The sequence below is a fragment of the Streptomyces dioscori genome, from assembly GCF_003024195.1.
Taxonomy (GTDB): Bacteria; Actinomycetota; Actinomycetes; order Streptomycetales; family Streptomycetaceae; genus Streptomyces; species Streptomyces dioscori.
The window spans coordinates 141,568-167,522 of sequence record NZ_KZ679050.1; the positions used below are offsets into that span (position 1 = coordinate 141,568).

Here is a 25,955-nt window from a genome sequence, read left to right on the forward strand (position 1 = left end):
GACTCGGGCTACTTGCCCGTGAACTTCTCGTACTCCTTGAGGACCTCGTCGGTCGGTCCGTCCAGGCGCAGCTCGCCGCGCTCCAGCCACAGGACGCGGTCGCACGTGTCACGGATGGACTTGTTGTTGTGGCTGACGAGGAAGACCGTGCCGGCCTCCTTGCGGAGCTCCCGGATCCGGGCCTCGGAGCGCTTCTGGAACTTGCGGTCGCCGGTCGCGAGGGCCTCGTCGATCATGAGGACGTCGTGGTCCTTGGCGGCGGCGATGGAGAAGCGCAGCCGGGCGGCCATGCCGGAGGAGTAGGTGCGCATGGGCAGGGTGATGAAGTCGCCCTTCTCGTTGATGCCCGAGAAGTCGACGATGCTCTGGTAGCGCTCCCTGATCTGCTCACGGGACATGCCCATGGCCAGTCCGCCGAGGATCACGTTCCGCTCGCCCGTGAGGTCGTTCATCAGGGCCGCGTTGACGCCGAGGAGCGAGGGCTGGCCGTCGGTGTAGACGTGGCCCTTCTCCGCGGGGAGCAGTCCGGCGATGGCCCTCAGCAGGGTCGACTTGCCGGAGCCGTTGGATCCGATGAGTCCGATGGCCTCACCGCGGTAGGACTTGAAGGAGACACCGCGCACGGCGTGCACCTTGCGGACGCCTCGCTCCTCGCCGCGCCGGAGTATGCGGCTGAGGGCGGAGGTGGCGCTGCCCTTGCCGGTCTTGGCGCCGTTGACGCGGTAGACGATGTGCAGCTCGTCCGCGATGACGGTCGGGATCAGGGGGTTCCTGTCGTTCTGCTCAGCCACGGCCGTAACGCTCCTCAGCCTTCCAGAAGTACACGAAACCGCCGACGGCGACGAGGACGGCCCAGCCGCCCGCGACCGCCCACACGTGCGGCGGCAGGACCTTCGACGCGGGACCGTAGCCGTCGATCAGCGCGAAGCGCATCAGGTCCATGTAGATGGCGGCCGGGTTGTACTGGAGGACGTCGGCGATCCACTTGGGGTGCTCTTCGAGCATCAGGGGGATCGAGAACATGACACCGGACGCGTACATCCACGTACGCATCACGAACGGCATGAGCTGGGCGAGGTCCGGGGTCTTGGCGCCCATCCTGGCCATGATCATCGCGAGACCGGTGTTGAAGAGGAACTGCAGCACCAGTACGGGGATGATCAGCAGCCAGGACAGCCGGGGGTAGCTGCCGAAGCCGACGGCCACGACGAACAGCACGATCATCGAGAAGAGCAGCTGCTGGAGCTGCTGCAGCGAGAACGAGATCGGCAGCGCGGCGCGCGGGAAGTGCAGCGCCCTCACGAGTCCGAGGTTCCCGGAGATCGCGCGCACGCCCGCCATCACCGAGCTCTGGGTGAAGGTGAAGACGAAGACGCCCGTCACCAGGAACGGGATGTAGACCTCCCGCTCCATGCCGCGGTCGGCCTTCAGGATCAGGCCGAAGATCAGGAAGTACACGGCCGCGTTCAGCAGCGGTGTGGCCACCTGCCACAGCTGGCCGAGCTTGGCCTGGCTGTACTGGGCGGTGAGCTTCGCCTGCGAGAAGGCGAGGATGAAGTGACGCCGTCCCCAGAGCTGACGGACGTACTCGACGAGTCCGGGGCGGGCGCCGCTGACGGCCAGCCCGTACTTGGCGGCGAGGTCCGCCGCGGAGAGCCCTTCATCGGGGGACGGGGGGGCGCTCACCGCGACGCCGCCGTCATGCGTTGTCTCACTCACAGGGAAACTTTCGTCCTCAAGGTGCGCGGCCTGGTAGGGCGTAGGCCAAAGACAGGGACCGGGGTACGGCCCGAATGCTCTCAGATATCGAGCGTGTCAGATGACGGGTGGTCGGCCCAGACGGGTCAGGCGCCATACCGTACGCCACTTCATGGGGCGCCGGGGGCCGCACGGGCTGGTCCAGCCCTCCTTGAAACCGCCGAACCAGGCCTTCAGGGCCGGGCGCGAGGGCCGACGGGCGAGCGTGAGCAGCATCCACACGCCGAGGTACACGGGGACCAGCGGCGCGGGCAGGTTGCGGCGGGCGAGCCAGACGCGGTTGCGGGCGACCATCCGGTGGTAGACCGCGTGCCGCGAGGGTGCGGTCGTGGGGTGGTTGAGCACCATGTCCGAGCGGTAGTCGATCATCCAGCCCGCGTCGAGGGCCCGCCAGGCGAGGTCGGTCTCCTCATGGGCGTAGAAGAACTCCTCGGGGAGCCCGCCGACCTCGGCGAGCACCTTCGTACGGACGGCGTTGGCGCCGCCGAGGAAGGTGGTGACGCGGGAGTCGCGCATCGGGTCGGAGGCGCGCAGCCGCGGCACGTGGCGGCGCTGGGTGATCCCGGTCTCGGGGTCGGCGATACGGAAGCTGATGATGCCCAGTTCCGGGTCGGCCGCGAAGGCCTGCCGGCACAGCTCGGCGGTGTCGTGGCGGGCCAGGAGGCCGTCGTCGTCCAGGAAGAGCAGGATGTCCACGTCGGTGCCGCCGGGGCCGAACGCCTCGATGCCGACGTTGCGGCCGCCGGGGATGCCGAGGTTCTCCGGCAGTTCGACCGTGCGGACACCCGGTATGGAGCCCGTGACGTCCGGGACGGGCGAGCCGTTGCCGACCACGACCACCTCGACCGGGCCGCCGTCCTGCTTGGCGACCGAGTCGAGGAGGGCGCGGAGTTCGTCGGGGCGGTTGCCCATGGTGATGATCACCGCGCCGACCTTCGTGGCCGTACTCACTTCAGCCTGCTCGAAGCGAGGATGGACACCAGGTGCAGCACGGTCTGCAGCATCGCGATGCCGGCCAGGACCGCGACACCGAGCCGCGAGAAGAACAGGTCGTCCCGGACCGTGTCCAGGACCGCGAGGACCAGGATCAGCAGGGAGGCCTCGATACCGAGGACGAGCCGGTGGAACTTGAGCGCACCCGCGGCCCGGCGGGCCAGCGCCATGCCGGAGGACCGCGGCTCGGACGCCGACTCCTGGACCGGCGCCTTGCCGGTCTGGTGGCGGGCGACACCGACGAGGTCGGTCTCCGACTTGATCAGCACGGCGCCGAGGGCGGCGAGCGTGCCGAGGAACGCCCACAGCCAGTCGATCCGCCCGGTGCCCCACAGGTCCGCCGCGCGCAGGCCGAAGCCGACCAGGACCGCGGCGTCGCACAGGTAGGCGGCGACACGGTCGACGTACACACCGGTCATCGAGTACTGCTTGCGCCAGCGGGCGATCTCGCCGTCGACGCAGTCGAACAGCAGGTACAGCTGGACCATCAGTACGCCGAGCAGGGCGCCCGGGATGCCCGGCACCAGCAGGGCCGGGGCGGCGAGCACGCCGAAGACGGTCATCACGTAGGTCAGCTGGTTGGGCGTGACCTTGGTGTTCACCAGGTGCCGGTCGATGCGCAGCGAGATCTCGCGCATGTAGAGCCGGCCTCCCCAGTGCTCGCCGCTCCGCCGGTCCTTGACACCCGGGGGGTGCACGACCGGGCGGAGCTCAGCTACCGATGGCTTTTGCATAGTCGGCGTATGCGTCCCTGATCTGGTCGGTGGAGAGGTCGAGGTGTTCGAGGATCGTGTAGCGGCCCGGCCTGGTCGACGGAGCGAACTCCACGACCTGGACGAACTCGTCCGGGGTGAAGCCGATCTCCTCAGGCAGCACGGGCAGCCCGTGGCGCCGCAGGACCTCGGCCATGTACGCCGACTCCTCGCGGGCACCGCGCAGGTGCATCGCGAAGGCCGCGCCCAGACCGCACTGCTCACCGTGGCTGGCGGCACGCTTGGGGAAGAGCAGGTCGAAGCCGTGGTTGATCTCGTGGCAGGCGCCGGACGCCGGACGGGAGTCGCCCGCGACCGACATGGAGATACCGGTGAGGACCAGGCCCTCGGCGAGCACCTGGAGGAAGCCGTCGTCGCCGACGCCGCCCGGATGCCGCAGCACGGCCTCGCCCGCCTGACGGGCCATCGCGGCGGCGAGGCCGTCGATCTGCTCGCCCTTCTCGCGGTTGGCCAGCTCCCAGTCCGCGACCGCGGAGATGTTGGACAGGGCGTCGCCGATACCGGAGCGCACGAAACGGACCGGGGCCTCCCGGATCACGTCGAGGTCGATGACCACGGCGATCGGGTTCGGCACACCGTACGAGCCGCGGCCCGCGTCGTTGTCGAGGGTCGCGACCGGGGAGCACAGACCGTCGTGCGAGAGGTTCGTCGCGACGGCGACCAGCGGGAGGCCGATCCGGGCCGCGGCGAACTTCGCACAGTCGATGATCTTGCCGCCGCCGAGGCCCACGACCGCGTCGTAGCGCCCCTTCTTCATGGCGTCGCCGAGCTTGATCGCCTCGTCCAGCGTGCCGCCGCCGACCTCGAACCAGTCGGCGCCCGGCATCGCCGGGGTCAGCCGCTCGCGCAGCTTGGCGCCCGAGCCGCCGCTGATGGCGACGGCCAGCTTGCCGGAGTGCGAGATGCGCTGGTCGGCGAGGACCGCGGAGAGGTCGTCCAGGGCACCCGGACGGATGTCGACGACGACCGGCGAGGGGATGAGCCTCGTCAGTACTGGCACGCGATCACGCGTCCCTTGGCGAGGTCCTCGTGGTTGTCGATCTCGACCCACTTGACGTCGCCGATGGGGGCCACGTCGATCCGGAAGCCGCGGTTCACGAGCTCCTGGTAGCCGTGCTCGTAGAACTGCTGCGGGTCCGTCTCGAAGACCGTCTTGAGGGCGTCGGCCAGCTCGTCGGCGGCGTCGCCCTCGATGAGGGTCACGCCGATGTACTCACCGGTCGCCTCGGCGGGGTCCATCAGCTTGGTGATCTTCGTCATGGAGCCCTCGGGGCCGACGACGACCTTCATCTCCTCGTCGGCGAGGGACTTCACCGTGTCGAGGGCGAGGATGATCTTCTTGCCGTCGCCGCGGGCGGCGAGCAGGGTCTTCTCGACGGAGACCGGGTGCACGGTGTCCCCGTTGGCGAGGATCACCGAGTGCTTGATCGCGTCACGGCCGCACCACAGGGAGTAGGCGTTGTTCCACTCCTCGGCCTTGTCGTTGTCGATCAGCGTGATCTTGACGCCGTACTTCTGCTCCAGCGCCTCGCGGCGCTCGTAGACGGCTTCCTTGCGGTAACCGACGATGATCGCGACCTCGGTCAGACCGATCTCGGCGAAGTTACCGAGGGTGAGGTCGAGCACCGTGATGCTGTCCTCGTCGCCTTCGGGTCCCACCGGCACCAGAGCCTTGGGCAGGGTGTCGGTGTAGGGGCGCAGACGCCGTCCGGCGCCGGCAGCCAGCACGAGGCCGATCATGCGGGTTCTCCTTCATCGTGTACGGCGGGTGCGCCGCGCCTGTGGGCGGTCACCCAGTAGCGGATGCTCTCGAAGAGCACCACCAGAGCCACGGCCACGGCGAGTGCCGTGAGCGCGACCTTGAAATCTTCTGCGGCGAGCAGCGCGGCCAGGACGGTGACCAGCAACGTCCTGCCTTCGTGCCCGCCGATCGCCCGCACCAGCCAGTGCGGCGGCGCGCCGGCGTTGCCGCGGATGCGGTACACCGTGTCGTAGTGATGGTAGGCGACGGCCGCCACCAGCCCGAAAGCCGCCGGAAGGGCGCCGTTCACGTCGGCTTTGGCGGCCAGTAGGAGGACGGTGCCGTATTCCGCGGCCCGGAAGAGCGGGGGGAGCAGCCAGTCGAGGGCGCCCGTGAGGGGGTGCGCGATGACCTCCGCGGACACCAGGGCGTACACGACGGCACACACCACGGTCGACCAGCCGGGTCCCTCGATCCAGGCCCCGAGCACCACGAGCACGGCACCGATCACCATGAAGGGCCGTGACAGGAGACGGGGACCGCCCGGCAGGACGCGTGCGAACAGTTCGGCGAGCGGCCCGGTGTCCGTGAGGTCCCTGAGTGCTTGCACGGCCCGGTCGGTCCGCCGTGCCTTGCGGGTCAGGGAGCGCAGCACCCGGCCCGCCGTGGTGTAGCACGCCGCGAACGCGCAGCCGATCAGCAGCACGTAGAAGGTGATACGGGGCGTCGTGAGCGCGGTGAGTACTGCGATCATCGCCCAGCGTTCACCGATGGGCAGGACGATCATCCGGCGCAGCCAGACCGTCCAGCCGACGCTGTCGAGCTTGCCCGAAAGAGCCGCGGTGGGGCTGGTGTTGGCCGCCGTGCTGTCGACGTTCGCCTCGTTGAAGGAGAAGTCGACGACGTGCCGGCAGGTCTGCAGGACCATCGCGGCGAGGGCCAGTGCCCATACGTCGTCGCCGCCGCGGGCCGCGCCCAGGGCGAGACCCGCGTAGTAGGCGTACTCCTTCGCGCGGTCGAAGGTCGCGTCGAGCCAGGCACCGAGCGTGGAGTACTGCAGGGAGTACCGGGCGAGCTGGCCGTCCGTGCAGTCGAGCACGAAGGAGAAGAGGAGGAGCAGTCCCGCGGCGACGAAACCGGCCCGGGTGCCCGTCGCCGCGCAGCCGGCCGCGATCAGCGCGGTGATCAGCGACGCCGTGGTGACCTGGTTCGGGGTCAGCCCGCGGCGGGCGCACCAGCGGGCGAGGTAGCGGGAGTACGGGCTGATGCAGTACGTGGTGAAGAAGCCGTCACGGGACTTGACGGCGGTACGCAGCCGGATCGCCTCGTCGTCCACGGAGGCGACGGACTGCCGGGCCTCGTTGCGGGCCTGCGGGTCCCTGGGGACCTCGGCGACGAGTTCGCCCAGCTCGGGGCGGTGCAGATCGGTGTCGAGGGTCTCCGCGACCCGGTCGGCGACGATGCCGACCACCACGGAGCCGTTCGACGCGTCCGAGGAGGCGATGCGCAGCGCGCGGGCCAGCGCCGGACGCGCCCCGGGCTTGGCGGTGACGGCGCCGGGGATCGCGGCGGCGTCGAAGCGGGGGTCGGTCAGGCCGAGCCGCAGCGCGTGGACGTGGCCCACGAAGCGGGCGTCGACGACGGCCACCCGCTGGTCCGCGGGGACGGCGGCGAGGAGCGTCTCGGCGTCGGCCGCGTCGGTGGCGGCCCGCACGTCGAAGCCGAGGGACCGCAGATCGCCTTCGAGCGACGATCCGGGGACCGGCTGACCGGTGAGGATGGCGGTCGACAGGACGAACTCACTCCTCTGGGTTCCGGCGTGCACGACGCCGGGCAGGTGCGTGGTGGGGGTGCGCCCTGGGACGGCCGGGCGGCATGTCGGCAGAGGCTATCGGATGAATGGAAGCGGCCGTTCACCGCCCGTTCACGGTCCGATCAACACGTTCTGATCGGTACGTCCTCGGCGATCATCATCGTGGATTCGGGCCCCGGCCCACAAACCACGGCCTATTCCGACGCAATTCAGGGCATGGCTGCCGCACCCTGTGTGGGGAGCACATGTGCGTTCCCACCATGCGGACCGGCATAGGGTGGGCGTCCATGACATGGCTGATCACAGGCGGGGCTGGATACATCGGGGCGCACGTGGCGCGTGCCATGACCGAGGCCGGGGAGCGCGTGCTCGCGCTCGACGACCTCTCGGCCGGGGTTCCCGCCCGGCTGCCCGAGGGCATTCCGCTCGTGCAGGGCTCGTCGCTGGACGGGGAGTTGCTCAAGCGGGTCCTCGCCGAGCACGCGGTGACGGGTGTCGTGCACCTGGCCGCGCGCAAGCAGGTCGGTGAGTCCGTGGCCCAGCCCACGCGCTACTACCAGGAGAACCTCGGCGGGCTCGCCACGCTCCTGGACGCGGTCGCCGGGGCGGGTGTGCGGCGGTTCGTCTTCTCCTCCTCCGCGGCCGTGTACGGCAACCCGGACGTGGACCTCATCACGGAGGACACCCCGTGTGCCCCGATGAGCCCCTACGGCGAGACGAAGCTCGCTGGTGAGTGGCTGGTGCGGGCCGCCGGCCGCGCCCACGGCATCGACACCGTGTGCCTGCGCTACTTCAACGTGGCGGGCGCCGCCGCCCCCGAGCTGGCGGACACCGGGGTCTTCAACGTGGTGCCGATGGTCTTCGACCGGCTCACCCGAGACGAGGCCCCCCGGATCTTCGGCGACGACTATCCGACGCCGGACGGCACCTGTGTACGCGACTACATCCATGTCGCCGATCTCGCCGAGGCACATCTCGCGGCGGCCCGGCGACTGGCCTCTTCGGAGACCCCGGGCAGTGCGGGCGACCTGACGGTGAACATCGGCCGCGGCGAGGGTGTCTCGGTGCGTGAACTGCTGACACTCATCGGCGAGGTCACCGGCGACGGCCGTCCCGTGCTCGTCGAGCCGCGCCGTCCGGGTGACGCGCCGCGCGCGGTCGCCTCGGCCGCGCTGGCCGCCACGGAGTTGGGCTGGACCGCGCGGCGGGGCGTGCGCGAGATGGTCGAGTCGGCGTGGCAGGGCTGGCAGCTGCATCACGCATGACGTATGTCGCATGACGCATGACGCATGACGCATGACGCATGACGATCCGGCGTACGCCCGGTGGTGGAGGCGCCGCGCACGGGTGCGGGCCGGTCGGCGGGCGCGGGGCACCGGATCGGGCGCTACGGCGTTCGACCCGGCCGCCCCTTGCGGGTGAAAGGGCGAATACTCCCGTTCTGGACGGTTCTGTGCCGGTAGTGGCGGGAACGATGAGGTGTCCGGCCCCTTTGGGCGCCCGGCCGATGCCGGGCGCGATGTCCGGCTCGGCCGCGCGGCGGAACCGGACGTGCGGGACCACGCGTGGTGCCGTGAGTGCCGGTTCGGTACGGCAGACTTGGGGCTTGAAGACCGATGCGAAGGACGGGTATGCCGATCACTCCTGCCACCGCGACGCACAGTTCGTCGAACGGCAACGCTGAAGCCATCTTGCTCGAACTGGTCGACGAGGACGGCACCACGATCGGCACGGCGGAGAAGCTCACGGCCCATCAGCCACCCGGGCAGCTGCACCGGGCGTTCTCCGTCTTCCTCTTCGACGAGCGAGGGCGGCTGCTGCTGCAGCAGCGGGCGCTGGGCAAGTACCACTCCCCCGGTGTCTGGTCCAACACGTGCTGTGGTCACCCCTACCCCGGCGAGGCGCCCTTCGCGGCGGCCGCGCGGCGGACGTTCGAGGAGCTCGGGGTCTCCCCGTCGCTCCTCGCCGAGGCGGGCACGGTCCGCTACAACCACCCGGACCCGGACTCGGGACTGGTGGAGCAGGAGTACAACCATTTGTTCGTCGGGATGGTGCAGTCGGCTCTGCGGCCCGACCCAGAGGAGGTCGGGTCGACGGTCTTCGTGAGCGCGGGCGAGCTGGCCGAGCGGCATGCGAAGGACCCGTTCTCGGCGTGGTTCATGACCGTGCTGGACTCGGCCCGGCCGGCGATCAGGGAACTGACGGGCGACTCAGCGGGCTGGTGACCCTCAGACCGCCCGGGCGACGGTGAGGGGCAGCGCCGACCAGATCACCTTGCCCCCCGTCGCCGTGTGCTCCACGTCGCACACCCCACCCGCCTCGCGGGTGATCTCGCGCACGAGGAGGAGGCCGCGGCCACCGGTCTGGCCGTGGTCGGCCTCCAGGGCCGTGGGACGGTAGGGATGGTTGTCCTCGACGGAGACCCGCACCCACTCGGCTCCGACGGCGACCTCCACGCCGAGCATCGGGGAGAGCAGGGCCGCGTGCCGCACCGCGTTGGTCACCAGCTCGGAGACGATCAGGAGAAGCCCCTCGACGATGTCGTCCGAGACGGGTACGCCCTGGCGGGCGAGCAGGTCGCGGACGGCGTGCCGTGCCTGCGGTACGGAGGAGTCGACGGCGGGAGCGGTGAACCGCCAGACTCCCTCGTACGGCAGTGGGCCGGGCGGTCTTTCCTCGGGGGGCGCCTCCCCTCCGCCTTCAGGACGTGGGCCGGGCCCCCGCCCCTGGTCGTCCATCGTCAGGTCGCCGCCCTTGCGCTCGATTGTCACCACACGTCGAGTGTTGAGAACGCGCTGGTCCGTACCGGATAACTGAACAGAAGTCAGCGAGTATCGACGTCTTCTGATCGCCGACGCGTGTCACCGGCAGCCGCGTGACCGATCCTGTCCATCCTGTGCCGGATCCGGAACTCTTCGGGTTGTACGGGTTTGGCGCGGCCCGAGACCGGCCACGACGCGGCCGACCACGTAGCATCCGGCCATGGAGCCGCAGCTGTTGCACAGCGTCGCCGACGGGGTCGCCACCGTCGTCGTCCACCACCCCGCCAAGCGCAACGCCATGACGGCGGACATGTGGCGGGCGCTGCCGCCCCTGCTCGACACCCTGGCCGACGACCCGGCCGTACGCGTGCTCGTGCTCACCGGCGAGGGCGGGACGTTCTGCGCGGGGGCCGACATTTCCTCGCTGCGGGCTTCGGCCGGGGAGGCGCAGGGCCTCGCCGTACGCGCGGAGGACGCGCTGGCCGCCTTCCCCAAGCCGACGATCGCGGCCGTACGCGGCTACTGCGTGGGCGGCGGGTGTCAGCTCGCCGCGGCGTGCGATCTGCGGTTCACGGACGAGCGGGCCTCGTTCGGGATCACTCCGGCGAAGCTGGGGATCGTCTACCCGGCCTCCTCCACACGGCGGTTGGTGTCCCTGGTGGGGCCCGCGACCGCCAAGTACCTGCTGTTCTCCGGCGAGTTGATCGACGCGGGGCGGGCCCTGCGTACCGGTCTGGTGGACGAGGTGCTGCCCGACGGCGAACTGGACAGGCGCGTCGCGGAGTTCGCCCGGATCCTCGTGTCCCGCTCGCAGCTGACGCAGGCGGCGGCGAAGGAATTCGCCGACGGCCGCACCGACCGGGACGGGTACTGGGCGCGGCAGGCGCGCGAGGGGGACGACACGGCCGAGGGGGTCGCCGCCTTTCTGGAGCGCCGGCCTCCGGAGTTCACCTGGACCACGTCCGTGCCCGGAGGGATCAAGGGATCAGCCGCTAGGAGAGGATGAAGCGGCTGCCTGCGCGGAGCTGTTCGACCAGATGGGCGGGGGCCTTCTGCGGGGAGCCCGCGTCGTAGGGCGGCCGGGGGTCGTACTCCACCGCCAGCTGCACGGCCTGCGCGTGCTCGTCGCCCGCGATCCTGCCGAGCAGGGTGAGGCCCATGTCGATGCCGGACGAGACGCCGGCGGCCGTCACGTACTTGCCGTCGGTCACGACCCGCTCCCCCGTCGGCTCGGCGCCGAAGCGCTCCAGGTGGTCGAGGGCCAGCCAGTGGGAGGTCGCGCGGCGGCCCCGGAGCAGTCCGGCCGCGGCCAGCAGCAGTGAGCCCGTGCACACGGACGTCGTCCAGGTGCTGGTGGTGTCGGCCGTGCGCAGCCAGTCCAGGAGCGTCTCGTTCTCCATCTGCGGGGTCTGTCCGGGGCCTCCCGCGACCACCACGATGTCCGGGTGCGGGACCTCGGCGAGGGCCTTGTCGGCCGTGATGGCGAGGTTGCCGGTGTCCGTACGGACGGGGCCGCGGCGCTCGGCGACGAAGACGGTTTCCGCGTCGGGGAGGCGGCCGAGGGTTTCGTAGGGGCCTACCGCGTCCAGGGCCGTGAAGCGGTCGAAGATGACGATGGCGATCTGCATGGGGTGCCCTTCGTATGTGCGGGTCTTCTTGGCGGGGGGGGTGGCTGAGGTAGCGGGTGATGTGCGGGCCCGGTGGGGGCTGGTCGCGCAGTTCCCCGCGCCCCTGAAAGGCAGGCTGAGGCCCGGGGGTGGCGTGCGGGCCCGGTGGGGGCTGGTCGCGCAGTTCCCCGCGCCCCTGAAAGGCAGGCTGAGGCTCGGGGGTGGCGTGCGGGTCCGGTGGGGGCTGGTCGCGCAGTTCCTCGCGCCCCGGACGGGTGCCCCGCGGGGGCGCCCGTGGGGGCACCGCTCACCGGACAGGTGTCGGGTGGAAGCGGCGGCGGTATTCCGCCGGAGCCGTGCCCAGGGTCTTGACGAAGGCTCTGCGCATCGCCTCCGGGGTGCCGTAGCCGCTGGTCCTGGCGATCTCCTCGACTCCGTCCGTGGTGTCCTCCAGGAGGCGGCGGGCGTGTTCGAGGCGGACCGAGTCGACGTAGCGCCCGGGAGTCGTGCCCGTCTCGGCCTGGAAGGCGCGGGCGAAGTGGCGGGGCGACAACCTGGCGCGGGCCGCGAGCTTCTCCACGCACAGGTCGTCGCCGGGGTGCTCACTGATCCACTGCTGGACGTCCCGCAGGGGCGCCCGCCGGGCCGTCTGGGCGGACAGCTGGGCGCTGAACTGGGCCTGGTTCCCCGGGCGTCTGAGGAAGACCACGAGGTGGCGGGCCACGGCGAGCGCCGCTTCCCGGCCGACGTCCTCCTCGACGAGCGCGAGGGCGAGGTCGATCCCGGCGGTGACGCCGGCCGAGGTGGCGACCCTGCCGTCGCGTACGTAGATCGGGTCGGGGTCCACCTCGACGGCCGGGTGGTCGCGGGCGAGGCGCTCGCAGTACGCCCAGTGGGTCGTGACCCGGTGGCCGTCCAGGAGGCCCGCCTCGGCGAGCAGGATCGCCCCGGTGCAGACGGAGACCAGCCGGTCGGCGCGCGGGCCGTGCTCGCGCAGCCAGTCGAGCACGCGCGGATCCGGGCCGCGTGAGCCCCGCCCGCCCGGGACGAGCAGGGTGTGCGGCGCGGGGGCGTCGACGAGCGCGTGGTCCGGGACCAGGGTCAGCCCGCTGGAGGTGCGCACCGGCCAGCCGTCCAGGGAGGCGGTGTGGATGCGGTACGTCTCCCCGGGTGCTCCCGCCTGGAGGTCCGCGCCCGCGAAGACCTCCACGGGGCCCGTGACGTCCAGGCTCTGGACGCCGTCGAAGAGGACGAGAAGGACGGTTCGGTGCGCCATGTGCCTGATTCTTCGCGGGAGGCCGGATGGCCGCAATGACGAGTAGCCCACCTTTCCTGCCACACCAAGGCCGTACCGCGGCCGTACGCCTGCCGTACGGGTGCGGGCAGGGCCGGATGGGCGCCCCGCCATTCCCTACGTACCAACCAGTCGGTAACGTGCCGGGCATGACGACAGCCCTGCCGGAGCGTGCCGGACGCCGATGCCACAACGTCCTCAACCCGCTGCACTCGTGCCAGTACTTCTCACCCGAGCTGGGTACGGAGCTGGCCGCGGTCGGGGTGACGGACCGCAGTGCCGCCTACTTCGCGGCGCGTGCCGCGGCCATGGGGGCGGTGGGCCCGGGCACCGTCACGGCGACGTTCTACAACTTCCGTCACGAGCTGGTGGCGCGGCACGTGCCCGAGGTGTGGCGTATCGCCTCTCCGGAGGTGGTGCTCGCGGCACGCCTGCGTGTCGCGGACCGCCTGCTGCGACGGCTCCTCGGGGACGAGGTGATCGCCTCCAAGGAGGTCGCCGAGGCGGCGCAGCTCGCCCTGCGCGCCACGGAGGCGTGCACCAGGACCGCGCGCCCCCTGTACGCCGCCCACGCCGACCTGCCGGTGCCCGAGGAGCCGCACCTCGCGCTCTGGCATGCGGCCACGCTGCTGCGCGAGCACCGGGGCGACGGGCACCTCGCGGTGCTGCTCGGCGCGGAACTCGACCCTGTCGAGGCGCTGGTGAGCCACACCGCCACCGGCAAGGGCATGGCACCGAAGTGGGTCCTGTCCTCCCGCGGCTGGCACCGTGAGGACTGGCACGCGGCCCAGGGGCGGCTCCGGGAGCGCGGACTGCTCTCCGCCGAGGGCGAGTTGACCGAGGCCGGCGTCGCCCTGCGCAAGGAGATCGAGGCGAGCACGGACCGCCTGGACACGGCTCCGTACGAGCATCTGGGTGCCGCCGGTGTCGAGCGCCTCACGGAGCTGGGTACGGGGCTGACGACGAAGGCGCTGGCCGCCGGCGCCTTCCCCGAGAGCGCGTTCGGCAAGGGCTGAACCGGGCTGAACTCCCGCTCACGTAAAGGCTTCCCGAAGTCCGCGGGGTTCGGCTGCCGGATCCGAGGTACCCGTGAGTCTCCCGGCCGTACCGATCGGGAGACGAAAGGGGTAGCTCGTGTTCCGTGCCATCGCAGACGTGTTCCGGCAGATCGGCGGGGCCGTCGCCACCGTGGTGACGCTTCCGTTCCGTGCGGTTGCCCGACTGTTCGGCGGCGCTTCCAGCTCCGCGCGCCGCGGCGGACGGACCCGCAGGGCCTGACGAGCAGAACGCTTCCGGAGCCGGACATGCCAAGAGCGTGTCCGGCTCCCGGCGTGTCCGGGCACGTGCGGCTCGGACGCCCCCGGCACGTCCGGTGCGGCCTTGATCCCCCGTTGTCGGTGCCACCTGCCACAATTGCCGCGCAACCTCAGTCAAGAAGGCGGTACGGGATCGTGACGACACCCCTCGTAGGGTCCATCGAAGGCAGGATCGCCGAGGAACTCGGCGTGCGGGAGCGGCAGGTCAAGGCGGCCGTCGATTTGCTCGACGGCGGCTCGACGGTGCCTTTCATCGCCCGCTACCGCAAGGAAGCGACCGAGATGCTCGACGACGAGCAGCTGCGCACGCTCGAAGAGCGGCTGCGCTATCTCCGGGAGCTGGAGGAGCGGCGCTCGGCGATCCTCGACTCGGTGCGCGAGCAGGGCAAGCTCACCGACGAGCTGGCGGCCCGCATCCAGGGCGCGGAGACCAAGGCGCGGCTGGAGGACATCTACCTGCCGTTCAAGCCGAAGCGGCGCACGAAGGCGCAGATCGCCCGTGAGGCGGGGCTTGAGCCGCTCGCCGAGGGGCTCCTCGGGGACCCGTCCGTCGACCCCGTCGCCGCGGCCACGGCCTTCGTCGACGCCGACAAGGGCGTCGCCGACCCGCAGGCCGCCCTGGACGGCGCCCGCTCGATCCTCACCGAGCGCTTCTCCGAGGACGCCGACCTGATCGGCGAGCTGCGCGAGCGCATGTGGGTGCGCGGCCGGCTGGCCGCAAAGGTCAAGGACGGCAAGGAGGAGGCGGGCGCCAAGTTCGCCGACTATTTCGACTTCAGCGAGCCCTTCAAGGCGCTGCCCTCGCACCGCGTTCTCGCCATGCTGCGCGGTGAGAAGGAGGATGTCCTCGACCTCGTCCTGGAGCCCGAGGAGCCGTCCGAGCAGCCAGGACCGTCCTCGTACGAGGGGATCGTCGCGCAGCGCTTCGGGATCGCCGAGCGCGGCCGACCCGGTGACAAGTGGCTGACGGACACGGTCCGCTGGGCCTGGCGCACCCGGCTGCTCGTCCATCTCGGCATCGACCTGCGGCTGCGGCTGCGTACGGCCGCCGAGGACGAGGCGGTCAACGTCTTCGCAACGAACCTGCGCGACCTGCTGCTGGCCGCCCCCGCGGGCACCCGCTCGACGCTGGGGCTCGACCCGGGCTTCCGTACGGGGGTGAAGGTGGCCGTGGTCGACGCGACCGGCAAGGCCGTCGCCACGGACGTCATCCACCCGCACGTCCCGGCGAACCGGTGGGACGAGGCCATCGCCAAGCTCGCCCGCCTCGCCAAGGAGCACGCGGTCGAGCTGGTCGCCATCGGCAACGGCACGGCGTCCCGCGAGACGGACAAGCTCGCCGGTGAGCTGATCGCCAAGCACCCGGAGCTGAACCTCACCAAGGTGATGGTGTCCGAGGCGGGCGCGTCCGTGTACTCGGCGTCGGCGTTCGCCACCCAGGAGCTGCCCGGCATGGACGTGTCGCTGCGCGGCGCGGTCTCCATCGCGCGGCGTCTGCAGGACCCGCTCGCCGAGCTGGTGAAGATCGACCCGAAGTCGATCGGTGTCGGCCAGTACCAGCACGACCTGTCCGAGGTGAAGCTCTCGCGCTCCCTCGACGCGGTCGTCGAGGACTGTGTGAACGGCGTCGGCGTGGACGTGAACACGGCGTCCACTCCCCTGCTCACCCGGGTCTCCGGCATCACGTCCGGGCTCGCCGAGAACATCGTGGCGCACCGCGACGCGAACGGCCCGTTCACCTCACGCACCGCGCTGAAGAAGGTGGCCAGGCTCGGTCCCAAGGCGTACGAGCAGTGCGCGGGCTTCCTGCGCATCCGCGGCGGCGACGACCCGCTCGACGCGTCGAGCGTCCACCCCGAGGCGTACCCCGTGGTCCGCCGGATGGTGAAGACGGCGGGCAGCGGGGTCGGCTCGCTGATCGGCAACACGGGGGCGCTGCGCTCGCTGCGGCCGGACGACTTCGTGGACGAGAAGTTCGGTCTGCCGACGGTGACGGACATCCTGCGGGAGCTGGAGAAGCCGGGGCGCGACCCGCGGCCCGCGTTCAAGACGGCGACCTTCAAGGACGGGGTCGAGAAGATCGCCGACCTGGAGCCGGGGATGGTGCTTGAGGGGGTCGTCACGAACGTGGCGGCGTTCGGGGCGTTCGTGGATGTCGGTGTGCACCAGGACGGGCTCGTGCATGTCTCCGCGATGTCCAAGACGTTCGTCAAGGATCCGCGGGACGTGGTGAAGTCCGGGGACATCGTGAAGGTGAAGGTGCTGGAGGTCGACATTCCGCGGAAGCGGATCTCTTTGACCTTGCGGTTGGACGACGAGGCCTTGCCGGCGGCGGGGGCGGAGACCGGTGGGCGCCCTCAGCGGGGCTCCCAGCGCGGTGGGCGGCCGCCCCAGCAGCGGGGGCGTGGCGGGGGTGCCGGGAGCGGCGGGGGGTCGCGTCAAGGTTCCGCGCCCGCGCCGACTCCCGGGAACAGTGCGATGGCTGACGCCTTGCGGCGGGCGGGGCTTGCCGACCCGAAGGGTCGGAACGGGCGGGGCTGAGTTCTGGGCCGCCGGGCCCGCGCCGTTGTGACGTGCGGGTCCGGTGGGGGCTGGCCGCGCAGTTCCCCGCGCCCCTTCGGGGCGCTGCCCAGACGCGGACCCATGGCGCGTGGACGCGCTCCTGAAGGGGCGCCCTTCAGGGGCGCGGGGAACTGCGCGACCAGCCACGACGCGCCCGCAGACAACGCACCGAAGTTCCAGCGGAGACAGCGGAGCGTCTAGCGTTCCACCACCTTGCCCGCGGCCACCTCCAGACGGCGGGTCGTGCGGACCGCGTCCAGCATGCGGCGGTCGTGCGTCACCAGGAGCAGCGTGCCCTCGTAGGAGTCGAGGGCCGATTCCAGTTGCTCGATCGCCGGGAGGTCGAGGTGGTTGGTCGGCTCGTCGAGGACCAGGAGGTTCACGCCCCGGCCCTGGAGCAGGGCCAGCGCCGATCGGGTGCGTTCGCCCGGGGACAGGCTGGCGGCCGGGCGCAGGACGTGTTCCGCCTTGAGGCCGAACTTGGCGAGGAGCGTACGGACCTCGGCCGGCTCGGTGTCGGGGACGGCCGCGCAGAACGCGTCGAGCAGCGCCTCCGTGCCGTGGAAGAGCTTGCGGGCCTGGTCGACCTCGCCGACGATCACGCCCGAGCCGAGCGTGGCGTGACCGGAGTCCAGGGGTACGCGGCCGAGCAGGGCGCCGAGCAGTGTGGACTTGCCCGCGCCGTTCACACCGGTGACGGCCACCCGGTCCGCCCAGTCGATCTGGAGCGTGGCCGGGCCGAAGGTGAAGTCGCCCCGCCGGACCTCGGCGTCGCGCAGGGTGGCGACCACGGAGCCGGACCGCGGGGCCGCCGCGATCTCCATCCGCAGCTCCCACTCCTTGCGCGGCTCCTCCACCACGTCGAGCCGCTCGATCATCCGCTGGGTCTGCCGGGCCTTCGCGGCCTGCTTCTCGCTGGCCTCGCTGCGGAACTTGCGGCCGATCTTGTCGTTGTCGTTGTTCGCCTTGCGCCGGGCGTTCTTGACGCCCTTGTCCATCCAGGAGCGCTGCATCTGGGCGCGGCCCTCCAGCGCGGACCGTTTGTCGGCGTACTCCTCGAAGCCCTCGCGGGCGTGCCGGCGGGCCACGTCCCGCTCTTCCAGATAGGCCTCGTAGCCACCGCCGTACAGGGTGATCTGCTGCTGGGCCAGGTCGAGTTCGAGGACCTTGGTGACCGTGCGGGTGAGGAACTCGCGGTCGTGGCTGACGACGACCGTGCCCGCGCGCAGCCCGGAGACGAAACGTTCGAGGCGCTCAAGACCGTCCAGGTCGAGGTCGTTGGTCGGCTCGTCGAGCAGGAACACGTCGTAGCGGGACAGGAGCAGCGAGGCGAGTCCGGCGCGGGCCGCCTGGCCGCCGGAGAGCGAGGTCATCGGCTGGTCGAGGCCGACGGCGAGGCCGAGCGAGTCGGCGACCTCCTCGGCCCGCTCGTCCAGGTCGGCGCCGCCCAGCGCGAGCCACCGCTCCAGGCTGTCCGCGTACGCGTCGTCCGCGCCCGGCGCCCCGTCGACGAGTGCCTGCGTGGCCTCGTCCATGACCCGCTGGGCCTCGGCCACGCCGGTGCGGCGCGCCAGGAACTCCCGTACGGACTCGCCGGGCCTGCGCTCCGGCTCCTGCGGCAGATGGCCGACGGCCGCGGCGGGCGGGGAGAGCCGCAGCTCGCCCTCGTCGGGCTTGTCGAGACCGGCGAGCATCCGGAGCAGGGTGGACTTGCCCGCGCCGTTGGCACCGACGAGACCGATCACGTCGCCGGGCGCGACGACGAGGTCGAGTTCGGCGAAGAGGGTGCGGTCGCCGTGGCCGGCGGCGAGGTTCTTGGCGACGAGAGTGGCAGTCATCAGGAGGCCGATCCTAATCGCCGGGCCCGTGCGCCCGCGCCAGGGTTTCGCGCACGCCGGTGCCAGGCTTCGCGTACGCCGGTGCCAGGGTTTCCCGTACGCCCGCGTCCGGCCTCGTCACGCGCGCGGGCGCCCGCGCCGGGCCGTCAGCGGGCCATCGCCTCCACCAGTACGCTCCCGGACGTCCGCGCCACGATGAAGGACTCCCCTCTGGTCGCCTTCGTGTCCAGCGGAAGCCGGTGGCGGCCCGCTTCGAGGACGCCGTCGAACACCTCGTGCATATGGGTGCGGTAGAGGCGGTCCAGCCGGTACGCGGTCAGCTGGACCCGGCAGGGGGAGGTGACCTCGATGCCCGCCTCACCTTCGACTGCGACCAGCCGGGTCAGCCGGCGCTGTTCCCGGGGGCTGCGGTCCAGGGCGTTCTCTATCTGGGCGACCAGGAGCGGAACGATCGGGGCCAGCCCCTCGACGTACGCGACGTCGACGCCGGCCTGTTCGAAGGAGTGCCGGACGTCGGCGCGTTCCTGTTCTGTGACGGCCCGGCCGAAGGCGACGGCGCCGTAGGTGCGCAGTTCGTCGGGGGGTACGCCGGCGGCGTCCCGGGTGATGTCCGCGCCGATGCCGATGATGCGCAGGGCGGCGGCGAGCTTGCCCAGGACCGCGGCCCGGGCGCCGATGAGCAGGACCCGGCGGGGCGCGCCTCCCGCCACCGCCCCGGCGAGCAGGGAGCCCAGAGCGGCGCGGTATGCGTCGCCGTGGAAACGGAAGGGGCCGATGCCGCGATAGCCGTTCCGTTCCAGGTCCGGGTGTTCGTCGGTCTGCCAGGCGAAGTCGCGCCAGACGAAATCGTCGCCGTGGCGGTCGATCACGGCGGTCACGGCACCGCAGGCGAGGTCCTCGCACTCCGGGCAGCCGTAGATGACGTACCGGCCGCCCGCCAGCGGAGGGTCGGCTTCCAGCAGCAGGCTCTGCACCTGGGCCATGAAGATCGCGGGTGGTACGTCGGAGGCGAGGGGGGACACGGCGTCGAGGTCGGACAGCTGGTACAGCAGCGGGCGTCCGTCGACGATGAAGTCGACGAAGTCCCGGTGCGCTTGGTAGTCACCGTTGGCCAGGACTCCACCGGCACGCATCGCCGGTGCCAGGCCGAAGGTCGCGTACTCGGCAGACATGCTGTGAGTATTCCCGGACCGGGCCAACTCTGAGCACGGCATGACATATTCCGCTAACGTCCCCGCGTGGCGGAAGATCGAAGCGGTGACGTGATCGTGGTCGGCAGCGGGGTCATAGGACTCACGACGGCCCTTGTTCTTGCCGAGAGCGGCAGACGCGTACGGATCTGGACGCGGGAGCCCGCCGAGCGGACCACCTCGGCGGTTGCGGGCGCGCTGTGGTGGCCGTACGCCATCGAGCCGCGGGATCTCGCGCGGGCGTGGGCCCTGCGATCACTGTCCGTGTACGAGGAGTTGGCGGCGCGGCCCGACGAGACGGGCGTACGCCTGGTCGAAGGTGTCATGGGCGAGGCGCGGCTTGACGAGCAGGGGCGGTGGGCGGCGGCCCGGCTGCCGGGGCTGCGGGCGTCCACGGCGGAGGAGTACGCGGGCACGGGACTGTGGGCGCGGCTGCCGCTGATCGACATGCCGGTGCATCTGGCGTGGCTGGGTGCGCGGTTCCTGCGGGCGGGCGGGGTGGTCGAGTCACGCGTGGTGACGGACCTTGCCGAGGCGCGGGCGCAGGCGGGGGTCGTCGTCAACTGCACGGGGCTCGGAGCTCGGGAGCTGCTCGGGGACACGGCGGTGCGGCCCGTACGGGGCCAGTTGGTGATCGTGGAGAACCCGGGGATCCGGACGTGGCTCGTCTCCACGGACGCGGTGGCCGGGACGACCACGTATCTCTTTCCGCAGCCGGGGCGGTTGGTGCTCGGCGGGACCACGGAGGACGGGGAGTGGTCCCTGGAGCCCGATCCGGCGGTGGCCGCGGGCATTGTCGCGCGGTGTGCGGTGCTTCGGCCGGAGGTGGCGGGGGCGCGGGTGTTGGGGCATCGGGTGGGGGTGCGGCCTGTGCGGTCCGCTGTGCGGCTCGAACGGGATGCCTTGGGCGGCGGCGCGGATGGGGGTGGGGTGCTGGTGCACAACTATGGGCATGGTGGGGCGGGAGTGACGGTGGCTTGGGGATGCGCGGAGGTTGTACTGGGGCTTGTGTCGTAGGCGCGGGTCGGCTGTGGCTGAGGTCGCGCAGTTCCCCGCGCCCCTGGGTATTCAGGGGCGCGGGGAACGGCGCAGGCACCCGACTACGTGTGGTCGTGGCCCAGTGGGTCGCCGTCCGTTTCCGTGCCGGCGCCCGGCCCGACCCGGATCTCGAAGTCGCCGTCGTACTTCTTGTGGCCCTCGATCACGGCCAGTTCCACCGCCTCGGACCCCATCTCGTTGCGGACGATGACCGGATCCCGCCGCAGATCCCGCATGAGGGCGATGCACATGCCGATCATGACGAGCACGAAGGGCGCGGCGGCCAGGATCGTGAGGTTCTGGAGCCCGGTCAGCGCGTCCCCGTCACCACTGCCGACGAGCAGCATGATCGCGGCCACCGCCCCGGTCACCACACCCCAGAAGACCACGACGAACCGGCCGGGTTCGAGGGCGCCCTTCTGGGAGAGCGTGCCCATGACGATGGACGCGGCGTCGGCGCCCGAGACGAAGAAGATGCCGACGAGGATCATCACGAGCAGACTCGTGACCGTCGCGATGGGGAATTCCTGCAGGACGCCGAAGAGCTGGCCCTCGGGCGTGCTCACGCCGGCGAGCGCGCCGCCCTCCTTCAGCTTCATCGCCGTACCGCCGAAGATCGCGAACCAGACCAGGCTGACCGTGCTGGGCACGAGGATGACGCCGCCGACGAACTGACGGATGGTGCGGCCACGGCTGATACGGGCGATGAACATGCCGACGAAGGGCGTCCAGGAGATCCACCACGCCCAGTAGAAGACGGTCCAGCTGCCGAGCCAGTCGGCGACGCCCTTGCCGCCGCTGGCCTCGGTGCGGCCGGCGAGCTGGGGCAGGTCACCGAGGTAGGAGAAGATCGAGGTGGGCAGCAGGTCGAGCACGATGATCGTGGGGCCCGCGATGAACACGAACACCGCGAGCACCAGGGCCAGCACCATGTTGATGTTGGACAGCCACTGGATGCCCTTCTCCACACCGGAGACGGCCGAGGCGACGAACGCCACGGTCAGTACGGCGATGATCGAGACGAGCAGTCCGTTGCTCACCTTGTCCAGCCAGTCCAGCTCGGTGAAGCCGGAGCCGATCTGGAGGGCGCCGAGGCCCAGCGAGGCCGCCGATCCGAAGACGGTGGCGATGATGGCGAGGATGTCGATCGCCCGGCCGGCCGAGCCGTTCGCGTGCTTCTCGCCGATGAGCGGGGTGAAGACGGCGCTGATGGTCTGGCGCCGGCGTTTGCGGTAGGTGCTGTAGGCGATGGCGAGGCCGACCACCGCGTAGATCGCCCACGGGTGCAGGGTCCAGTGGAAGAGGGTGGTGGCCATCGCCGTCTCCATGCGTTCCGCGGAGTCGGCGGGCGTGGTGCCCGGCGGGGGTGTGGTGTAGTGCGAGAGCGGCTCGCTCACGCCGTAGAACATCAGGCCGATGCCCATACCGGCGCTGAACATCATCGCCACCCAGGACACGGTGCGGAACTCGGGCTCCTCGCCCTCCGCACCGAGGTGGATTCTTCCGTAGCGGCTGACGGCGAGCCACAGCGCGAAGACCACGAAACAGGAGGCTGCGAGCATGAATGCCCAGCCGCCGTTGTGGATCAGGCCGTTGAGCATGGTGGTGGAGGCGCTCTCCAGGGAGTCGGTGGCCACCGCTCCCCAGATCACGAACGCCACGGTGAGCGCGGCCGTGACGCCGAACACCACCCAGTCCGTGCGGGGGCGGGATTCCCGGCCCACCGGGGCGTCCGGGCCGCCGGGGACGCCCGACGAATCGTCCCGGCCTCCCCTGTCCTTCAGATCTTCGGTCATCGGCGGCACCTTCCCCGGAAAGCGTTCGGCACACATTCCTGATCGTTGTGCCTACGACCTACCACAGGTGCCGCCGATCCCAACCGCCTCAGCAGCGGGTGTCGGGTTCCGCAACCGTCAGGTGGTACGGCGCACGCTCGTCGAGCAGCAACGGGACGAGGGCGCGCAGGGACTGCCGCAGGGGTACGCGGGCTCCGGCGCCGTCGGAGTCCGGTCGCGCCGTGACGCCGTGCAGGGCCAGCTCGTCCTTGACGTCCGCGTACTGGTCCGCCGTCAGCCGGTAGGCGCAGGGCGGGTCCGCGATGGTCTCGGACGGTTCGGCCGGGTCGTTGTCGGCGCCTCCCGTGTAGACCGGTCCGGTGTCTCGGTAGCCGGCCAGCCGGGCCGCCGACGTGGCTGCCCCGAGCCGGCCGCGCCGTTCATCGGTGAAGTCGAACAGGCCTGTCAGCGCTGCCAGTTGGGAGTGGACGCGGCGGCGGTTGTTGAGTGCCTCGTCGGCCTGCTCGGCGTCCGTGAGGGGGTCGACGCGGCTCTCGATGAGCAGTCCGGCGCCGTGTTTGACGCCGGACATGTTCCGCAGGATCCGCTCCTGCCCGTCACCGGCCACCTGCCGGATCGGGTCGCCGGTCACCGGGTCGGTCCAGATGCCGTACGTCCCGGTCGAGTAGCCGGCGGCCTGCGCGGCGGGTCGTACGTACGTCTGCGAGAGGGTCTGTGCCTCGTCGTGGACGGCCGGGTCGGTGTTGGGGTTGCGTGGCCAGAGGTCGAAGAGGTCCTTGTCGTAGTAGGAGGGCGTCGCTCCGTATTCGTGCAGGTCGTAGACCACGTCGGGCCGCCGGTCGCGGACGACGGCGGCCATCGCGCGTGCCTCGGCCGTCTGCAGCGCGAGGTGGTCGCGGTTGATGTCGACGCCGTCGCTGTTGCCGCGGGTGTCGGCGGCCCGGCCGTCCGGGTTGGCGGTGGGCACGACGAGCAGGCTGGTGCGGTCGAGGAATCGGCGGGTGCTCGCGTCCTTCGCGTACGCGAGATCGCGGACGGTGGTGAGGCAGGCCTCGCGGCCCGACGGTTCGTCACCGTGCTGGCTGCAGACGAGCAGCACGGTGGTGGCGGCGTGCGGGTTTCCGACGCGTACGAGCTGGACGGGCCGGTTCTGTTTCGTGGTGCCGATCCGGCTGAGCGAGACCCGCTCGCTCGCCCGGTCGACGGCCGTGAGGAAGGTCTGCTCCTCGGGCTGGGTGGTCCAGCGTGCTCCGGCGGTCCGCTCGAATCCGGTGCGGGGTGGGCCTTCGGCCGCGTGGGCGGGCGCCGTGAGCAGCGGTGCGGCAAGCAGGGGTGCGGTGAGCGCCGCCGCCGTCAGGGCGAGGGCAGCGGCCCGGCGGGGTGTTGTCGGTCGCTGCCGTGTCATCCCGCACCGCCTTCGGGGACGCGGTGGGTGGCGCGGGGCTCGCCGACTCCGTCGAGGATCGCGTCGGGCGTGATGTACGAGGATCCCGAGGTGGCGCGGGCGAAGGCGGCGCTCCCTCCGACGAGCGGTACGGCGGCCGACGTACGGGACAGGTCGAGCGTGAGCGTCGGGGTGGTCGACGGCGGGTCGATGAGGCCCTGGTCGGTGCCGGCGACGATCAGCGCGAGCCGGTGGCCCTTGGGGACGACGTGGTCGCTCGCGTGCAGGTCGAGGGTGATGGTGTACGCCTTGCCCGGGGTGAGCGGCTCGCCCTGCGTGGCGGAGGAGTGGTTGCCGAGGTCGGCCCAGCCGCGGCTGAACACCGTGTACTCGACGTCGGTCGTCCTGGCCGCGGTCTCCCTGAAGCAGGAGCTGTCGCCCGTGGTGCTCGGCCCCCAGCAGGTGCGCTCGGTGAGCGTCGTGATGCCCTCGCCCGCGGCGGCGTAGTCACGGATCGTGTCGGGGCCGAGGTCGACGAGGACCGCGGACAGATGGGCGCTCGTCGTGGTCGGCGTGGCGGTGACGGTCACCTTGGAGGAGCCGGAGAGACGGACGTCACGGGTGAGCGGCCGGCTGGTGAAGCCGGCCTTGGCGGACGTGGACCGGTCGATCTCGGCGGCCCAGTCGGTCTCGTCCTGGCCCGGGTCTTCGGTGAAGGTCTCGGTGCCCTTTCCGGTACGCAGTCCGAGGGTGCCGACGCCCGCCTGCTCGCCCTTGGCCGGGCGCAGCTTCACGGTGTCGGTGCTCCGCGGCGGCCAGACGGTGGAAGTGGCCCACTGGTCGGGGGCACGTTCCATGTCGGCCATCGGCTCGTCGTCGACGCCGTTGTCGTAGCCGAGGAGTTCGTGGTCGAACCAGCGGTGCAGGGTGTCGGCCCAGGCGGCGCGGCGGAAGTCGAAGGGGTCGACGTGGCCGGTCTGGGACAGCCAGATCTTGCGGTCGACGCCGTTCTTCGCGAGGCCGTCCCACCACTGGCCGAAGTGCTTCGGGCGGACGTTGAGGTCCTGCATGCCGTGGATGACGAACACGCTGGCGTCCACCTTGCGGACGTCCTTCACGTAGTCGCGCTCGGTCCAGAACGTCGTCCAGTCGCCGGTGCGCGGGGCCCCGTCCACGATCTTCTGCTGGACCGCGGCGCACCTGGCGCGGGCGTCGGGGCTCTCGACGTAGTCGGACAGCCATTCGGGGCCGGAGTCGTAGAGGGGGGCGCCCTTGGCGAAGTAGTAGTCGTACCAGGAGGAGATGGCGGCGATCGGGACGATCGTCTCCAGGCCCTCGACTCCGGTGGCGGCGACTCCGTTGGCGATGGTGCCGTCGTAGCTCTTGCCGATCATGCCGGTTCTGCCGTTGGTCCAGCCGGCCTTGGCCTTCGTGTCCCCCGTGCGGGAGGTGTAGCCCGTGCCGCGGCCGTTCAGCCAGTCGACGACGGCCTTCGCGGACTGGACGTCGGAGCGGCCTCCGACGTCCACGCAGCCGTCGGAGCGGTTGGTGCCTGCGAGGTCGACGGCGACGAAGGCGTAGCCGCGGGGCACGAAGTAGTTGTCGTAGTACAGCGGCATCTGGACGACATTGCCGTCCGCGTCGTACGTCTTGCGCTGGCTCTCGTTGCCCCGGCCGCAGCAGGAGTAGTACGGGCTGGCGTCCATGATCACGGGTACCTTGCGGCCCTGCTGGGCGGGCTCGCTCGGGCGGACGATGTCGACGGCGACCCGGTCGGTCCGCCCGTCGCTGTCGCCGTCGAGTCCGGTGTCCACCCAGACGGACTCACGGACGGCGTTGTCGTACGAGTAGACGGGGGTGCTCTCCCGCGGAGCGCTGTGGGCGACGGCCGGAGTGAGGAGCGTGGCCATCAGGGCGGCGGTGGCCGCCGTCGCGAGCGATCTCCAGGTGATGAGGCGCATGTAGCGCGCAGGTGTCCGCATGCGCGGAAGGTACTCCGGACAACTCCTGCGCAAAAGGGGGCCGATTGGGGTGTCGGCCCGCTCATTGAGTGTGGCCTGAAAGGTGCGTCGGGCTGGATCTCGTGTGTT

General features: G+C 71.1%; 22 protein-coding genes. 7 read left to right on the forward strand and 15 right to left on the reverse strand.

All coding sequences use genetic code 11. From position 1 onward, the window contains the following. Window positions 1-8: 8 nt before the first annotated feature. From C6Y14_RS29820 to C6Y14_RS29850, 7 genes are all read right to left on the reverse strand, one after another. Entirely contained in the window at window positions 9-791 is a 783-nt protein-coding gene (locus tag C6Y14_RS29820) for an ABC transporter ATP-binding protein (RefSeq protein WP_107019957.1), read from the reverse strand. Continuing rightward, window positions 784-1,719 (reverse strand): ABC transporter permease, encoded by a 936-nt coding sequence (locus C6Y14_RS29825; RefSeq protein ID WP_107019958.1) that lies wholly within the window; start codon window positions 1,717-1,719, stop codon window positions 784-786. Before C6Y14_RS29825 ends, C6Y14_RS29820 begins: the two co-directional genes overlap by 8 nt. A 96-nt stretch (window positions 1,720-1,815) precedes the next feature. Beyond that, window positions 1,816-2,670: a glycosyltransferase family 2 protein gene (locus tag C6Y14_RS29830; protein ID WP_107020108.1), complete on the reverse strand. Its 855-nt coding sequence runs from the start codon at window positions 2,668-2,670 to the stop codon at window positions 1,816-1,818. A gap of 35 nt (window positions 2,671-2,705) precedes the next feature. Further along, on the reverse strand, window positions 2,706-3,485 hold the full coding sequence (locus tag C6Y14_RS29835; protein WP_107019959.1) for a CDP-alcohol phosphatidyltransferase family protein: 780 nt from the start codon (window positions 3,483-3,485) through the stop codon (window positions 2,706-2,708). Then, window positions 3,463-4,524, reverse strand: coding sequence for an iron-containing alcohol dehydrogenase family protein (locus C6Y14_RS29840; RefSeq protein ID WP_107019960.1), 1,062 nt, complete (start codon window positions 4,522-4,524; stop codon window positions 3,463-3,465). The genes C6Y14_RS29835 and C6Y14_RS29840 overlap by 23 nt, the downstream gene beginning before the upstream one ends. Beyond that, window positions 4,512-5,264 carry a phosphocholine cytidylyltransferase family protein gene (locus tag C6Y14_RS29845; RefSeq protein ID WP_107019961.1) on the reverse strand — a complete coding sequence of 251 codons (753 nt, stop codon included), beginning with the start codon at window positions 5,262-5,264 and terminating at the stop codon, window positions 4,512-4,514. Before C6Y14_RS29845 ends, C6Y14_RS29840 begins: the two co-directional genes overlap by 13 nt. Beyond that, the gene (locus C6Y14_RS29850; RefSeq protein WP_107020109.1) at window positions 5,261-7,057 is read right to left on the reverse strand and encodes a DUF5941 domain-containing protein; all 1,797 of its coding nucleotides are present in this window, start codon (window positions 7,055-7,057) and stop codon (window positions 5,261-5,263) included. Before C6Y14_RS29850 ends, C6Y14_RS29845 begins: the two co-directional genes overlap by 4 nt. A gap of 308 nt (window positions 7,058-7,365) precedes the next feature. Here C6Y14_RS29850 and galE point away from each other — a divergent pair, with 308 nt between their 5' ends. Together galE and idi are read left to right on the forward strand one after the other, a co-directional pair. After that, window positions 7,366-8,343 carry a UDP-glucose 4-epimerase GalE gene (galE, locus tag C6Y14_RS29855; RefSeq protein WP_107019962.1) on the forward strand — a complete coding sequence of 326 codons (978 nt, stop codon included), beginning with the start codon at window positions 7,366-7,368 and terminating at the stop codon, window positions 8,341-8,343. Window positions 8,344-8,709: 366 nt separating this feature from the next. Continuing rightward, window positions 8,710-9,303, forward strand: a complete 594-nt coding sequence (gene idi, locus C6Y14_RS29860) for an isopentenyl-diphosphate Delta-isomerase (RefSeq protein WP_107019963.1) — start codon at window positions 8,710-8,712, stop codon at window positions 9,301-9,303. A gap of 3 nt (window positions 9,304-9,306) precedes the next feature. Here the strand turns inward: idi and C6Y14_RS29865 are convergent, their stop codons facing one another. Beyond that, window positions 9,307-9,816: an ATP-binding protein gene (locus tag C6Y14_RS29865; protein WP_107020110.1), complete on the reverse strand. Its 510-nt coding sequence runs from the start codon at window positions 9,814-9,816 to the stop codon at window positions 9,307-9,309. 244 nt (window positions 9,817-10,060) lie between these two features. Between C6Y14_RS29865 and C6Y14_RS29870 the strand changes: the two genes are divergently transcribed. Further along, window positions 10,061-10,846, forward strand: a complete 786-nt coding sequence (locus C6Y14_RS29870; protein WP_107019964.1) for an enoyl-CoA hydratase/isomerase family protein — start codon at window positions 10,061-10,063, stop codon at window positions 10,844-10,846. Here the strand turns inward: C6Y14_RS29870 and C6Y14_RS29875 are convergent. Continuing rightward, window positions 10,833-11,468 carry a DJ-1/PfpI family protein gene (locus C6Y14_RS29875; RefSeq protein ID WP_107019965.1) on the reverse strand — a complete coding sequence of 212 codons (636 nt, stop codon included), beginning with the start codon at window positions 11,466-11,468 and terminating at the stop codon, window positions 10,833-10,835. The two genes, C6Y14_RS29870 and C6Y14_RS29875, sit on opposite strands and share 14 nt — an antisense overlap. A gap of 286 nt (window positions 11,469-11,754) precedes the next feature. Beyond that, window positions 11,755-12,723 (reverse strand): GlxA family transcriptional regulator, encoded by a 969-nt coding sequence (locus C6Y14_RS29885; RefSeq protein ID WP_107019966.1) that lies wholly within the window; start codon window positions 12,721-12,723, stop codon window positions 11,755-11,757. A 167-nt stretch (window positions 12,724-12,890) separates the two neighbouring features. On the opposite strand from C6Y14_RS29885, the gene C6Y14_RS29890 reads away from it, so the two are divergent. From C6Y14_RS29890 to C6Y14_RS29895, 3 genes are all read left to right on the forward strand, one after another. Next, the gene (locus C6Y14_RS29890; RefSeq protein ID WP_107019967.1) at window positions 12,891-13,757 is read left to right on the forward strand and encodes an SCO6745 family protein; all 867 of its coding nucleotides are present in this window, start codon (window positions 12,891-12,893) and stop codon (window positions 13,755-13,757) included. A 118-nt stretch (window positions 13,758-13,875) separates the two neighbouring features. Beyond that, a complete protein-coding gene (locus C6Y14_RS45585; RefSeq protein WP_263973106.1) occupies window positions 13,876-14,019 on the forward strand; it encodes an LPFR motif small protein in 144 nt (47 codons plus the stop codon). A gap of 173 nt (window positions 14,020-14,192) precedes the next feature. Then, complete coding sequence (locus C6Y14_RS29895; RefSeq protein ID WP_107019968.1) at window positions 14,193-16,598, forward strand: Tex family protein; 2,406 nt, start codon at window positions 14,193-14,195, stop codon at window positions 16,596-16,598. A 218-nt stretch (window positions 16,599-16,816) separates the two neighbouring features. On the opposite strand, the gene C6Y14_RS29900 is transcribed toward C6Y14_RS29895, so the two are convergent. Beyond that, complete coding sequence (locus C6Y14_RS29900; protein WP_107019969.1) at window positions 16,817-18,457, reverse strand: ABC-F family ATP-binding cassette domain-containing protein; 1,641 nt, start codon at window positions 18,455-18,457, stop codon at window positions 16,817-16,819. A gap of 146 nt (window positions 18,458-18,603) precedes the next feature. Beyond that, window positions 18,604-19,629, reverse strand: a complete 1,026-nt coding sequence (locus C6Y14_RS29905) for an oxidoreductase (protein ID WP_107019970.1) — start codon at window positions 19,627-19,629, stop codon at window positions 18,604-18,606. A gap of 66 nt (window positions 19,630-19,695) precedes the next feature. Between C6Y14_RS29905 and C6Y14_RS29910 the strand changes: the two genes are divergently transcribed. Further along, window positions 19,696-20,664: an FAD-dependent oxidoreductase gene (locus tag C6Y14_RS29910; RefSeq protein WP_107019971.1), complete on the forward strand. Its 969-nt coding sequence runs from the start codon at window positions 19,696-19,698 to the stop codon at window positions 20,662-20,664. An 83-nt stretch (window positions 20,665-20,747) separates the two neighbouring features. Here the strand turns inward: C6Y14_RS29910 and C6Y14_RS29915 are convergent, their stop codons facing one another. The 3 genes from C6Y14_RS29915 to C6Y14_RS29925 all read right to left on the reverse strand — a co-directional run bounded on the left by C6Y14_RS29915 (window position 20,748) and on the right by C6Y14_RS29925 (window position 25,847). After that, window positions 20,748-22,481, reverse strand: coding sequence for a BCCT family transporter (locus C6Y14_RS29915; RefSeq protein WP_107019972.1), 1,734 nt, complete (start codon window positions 22,479-22,481; stop codon window positions 20,748-20,750). An 88-nt stretch (window positions 22,482-22,569) separates the two neighbouring features. Continuing rightward, complete coding sequence (locus C6Y14_RS29920) at window positions 22,570-23,886, reverse strand: M14 family metallopeptidase (RefSeq protein ID WP_107019973.1); 1,317 nt, start codon at window positions 23,884-23,886, stop codon at window positions 22,570-22,572. After that, a complete protein-coding gene (locus C6Y14_RS29925; protein ID WP_225891352.1) occupies window positions 23,883-25,847 on the reverse strand; it encodes a Xaa-Pro dipeptidyl-peptidase in 1,965 nt (654 codons plus the stop codon). The genes C6Y14_RS29920 and C6Y14_RS29925 overlap by 4 nt, the downstream gene beginning before the upstream one ends. Window positions 25,848-25,955 lie beyond the last annotated feature (108 nt).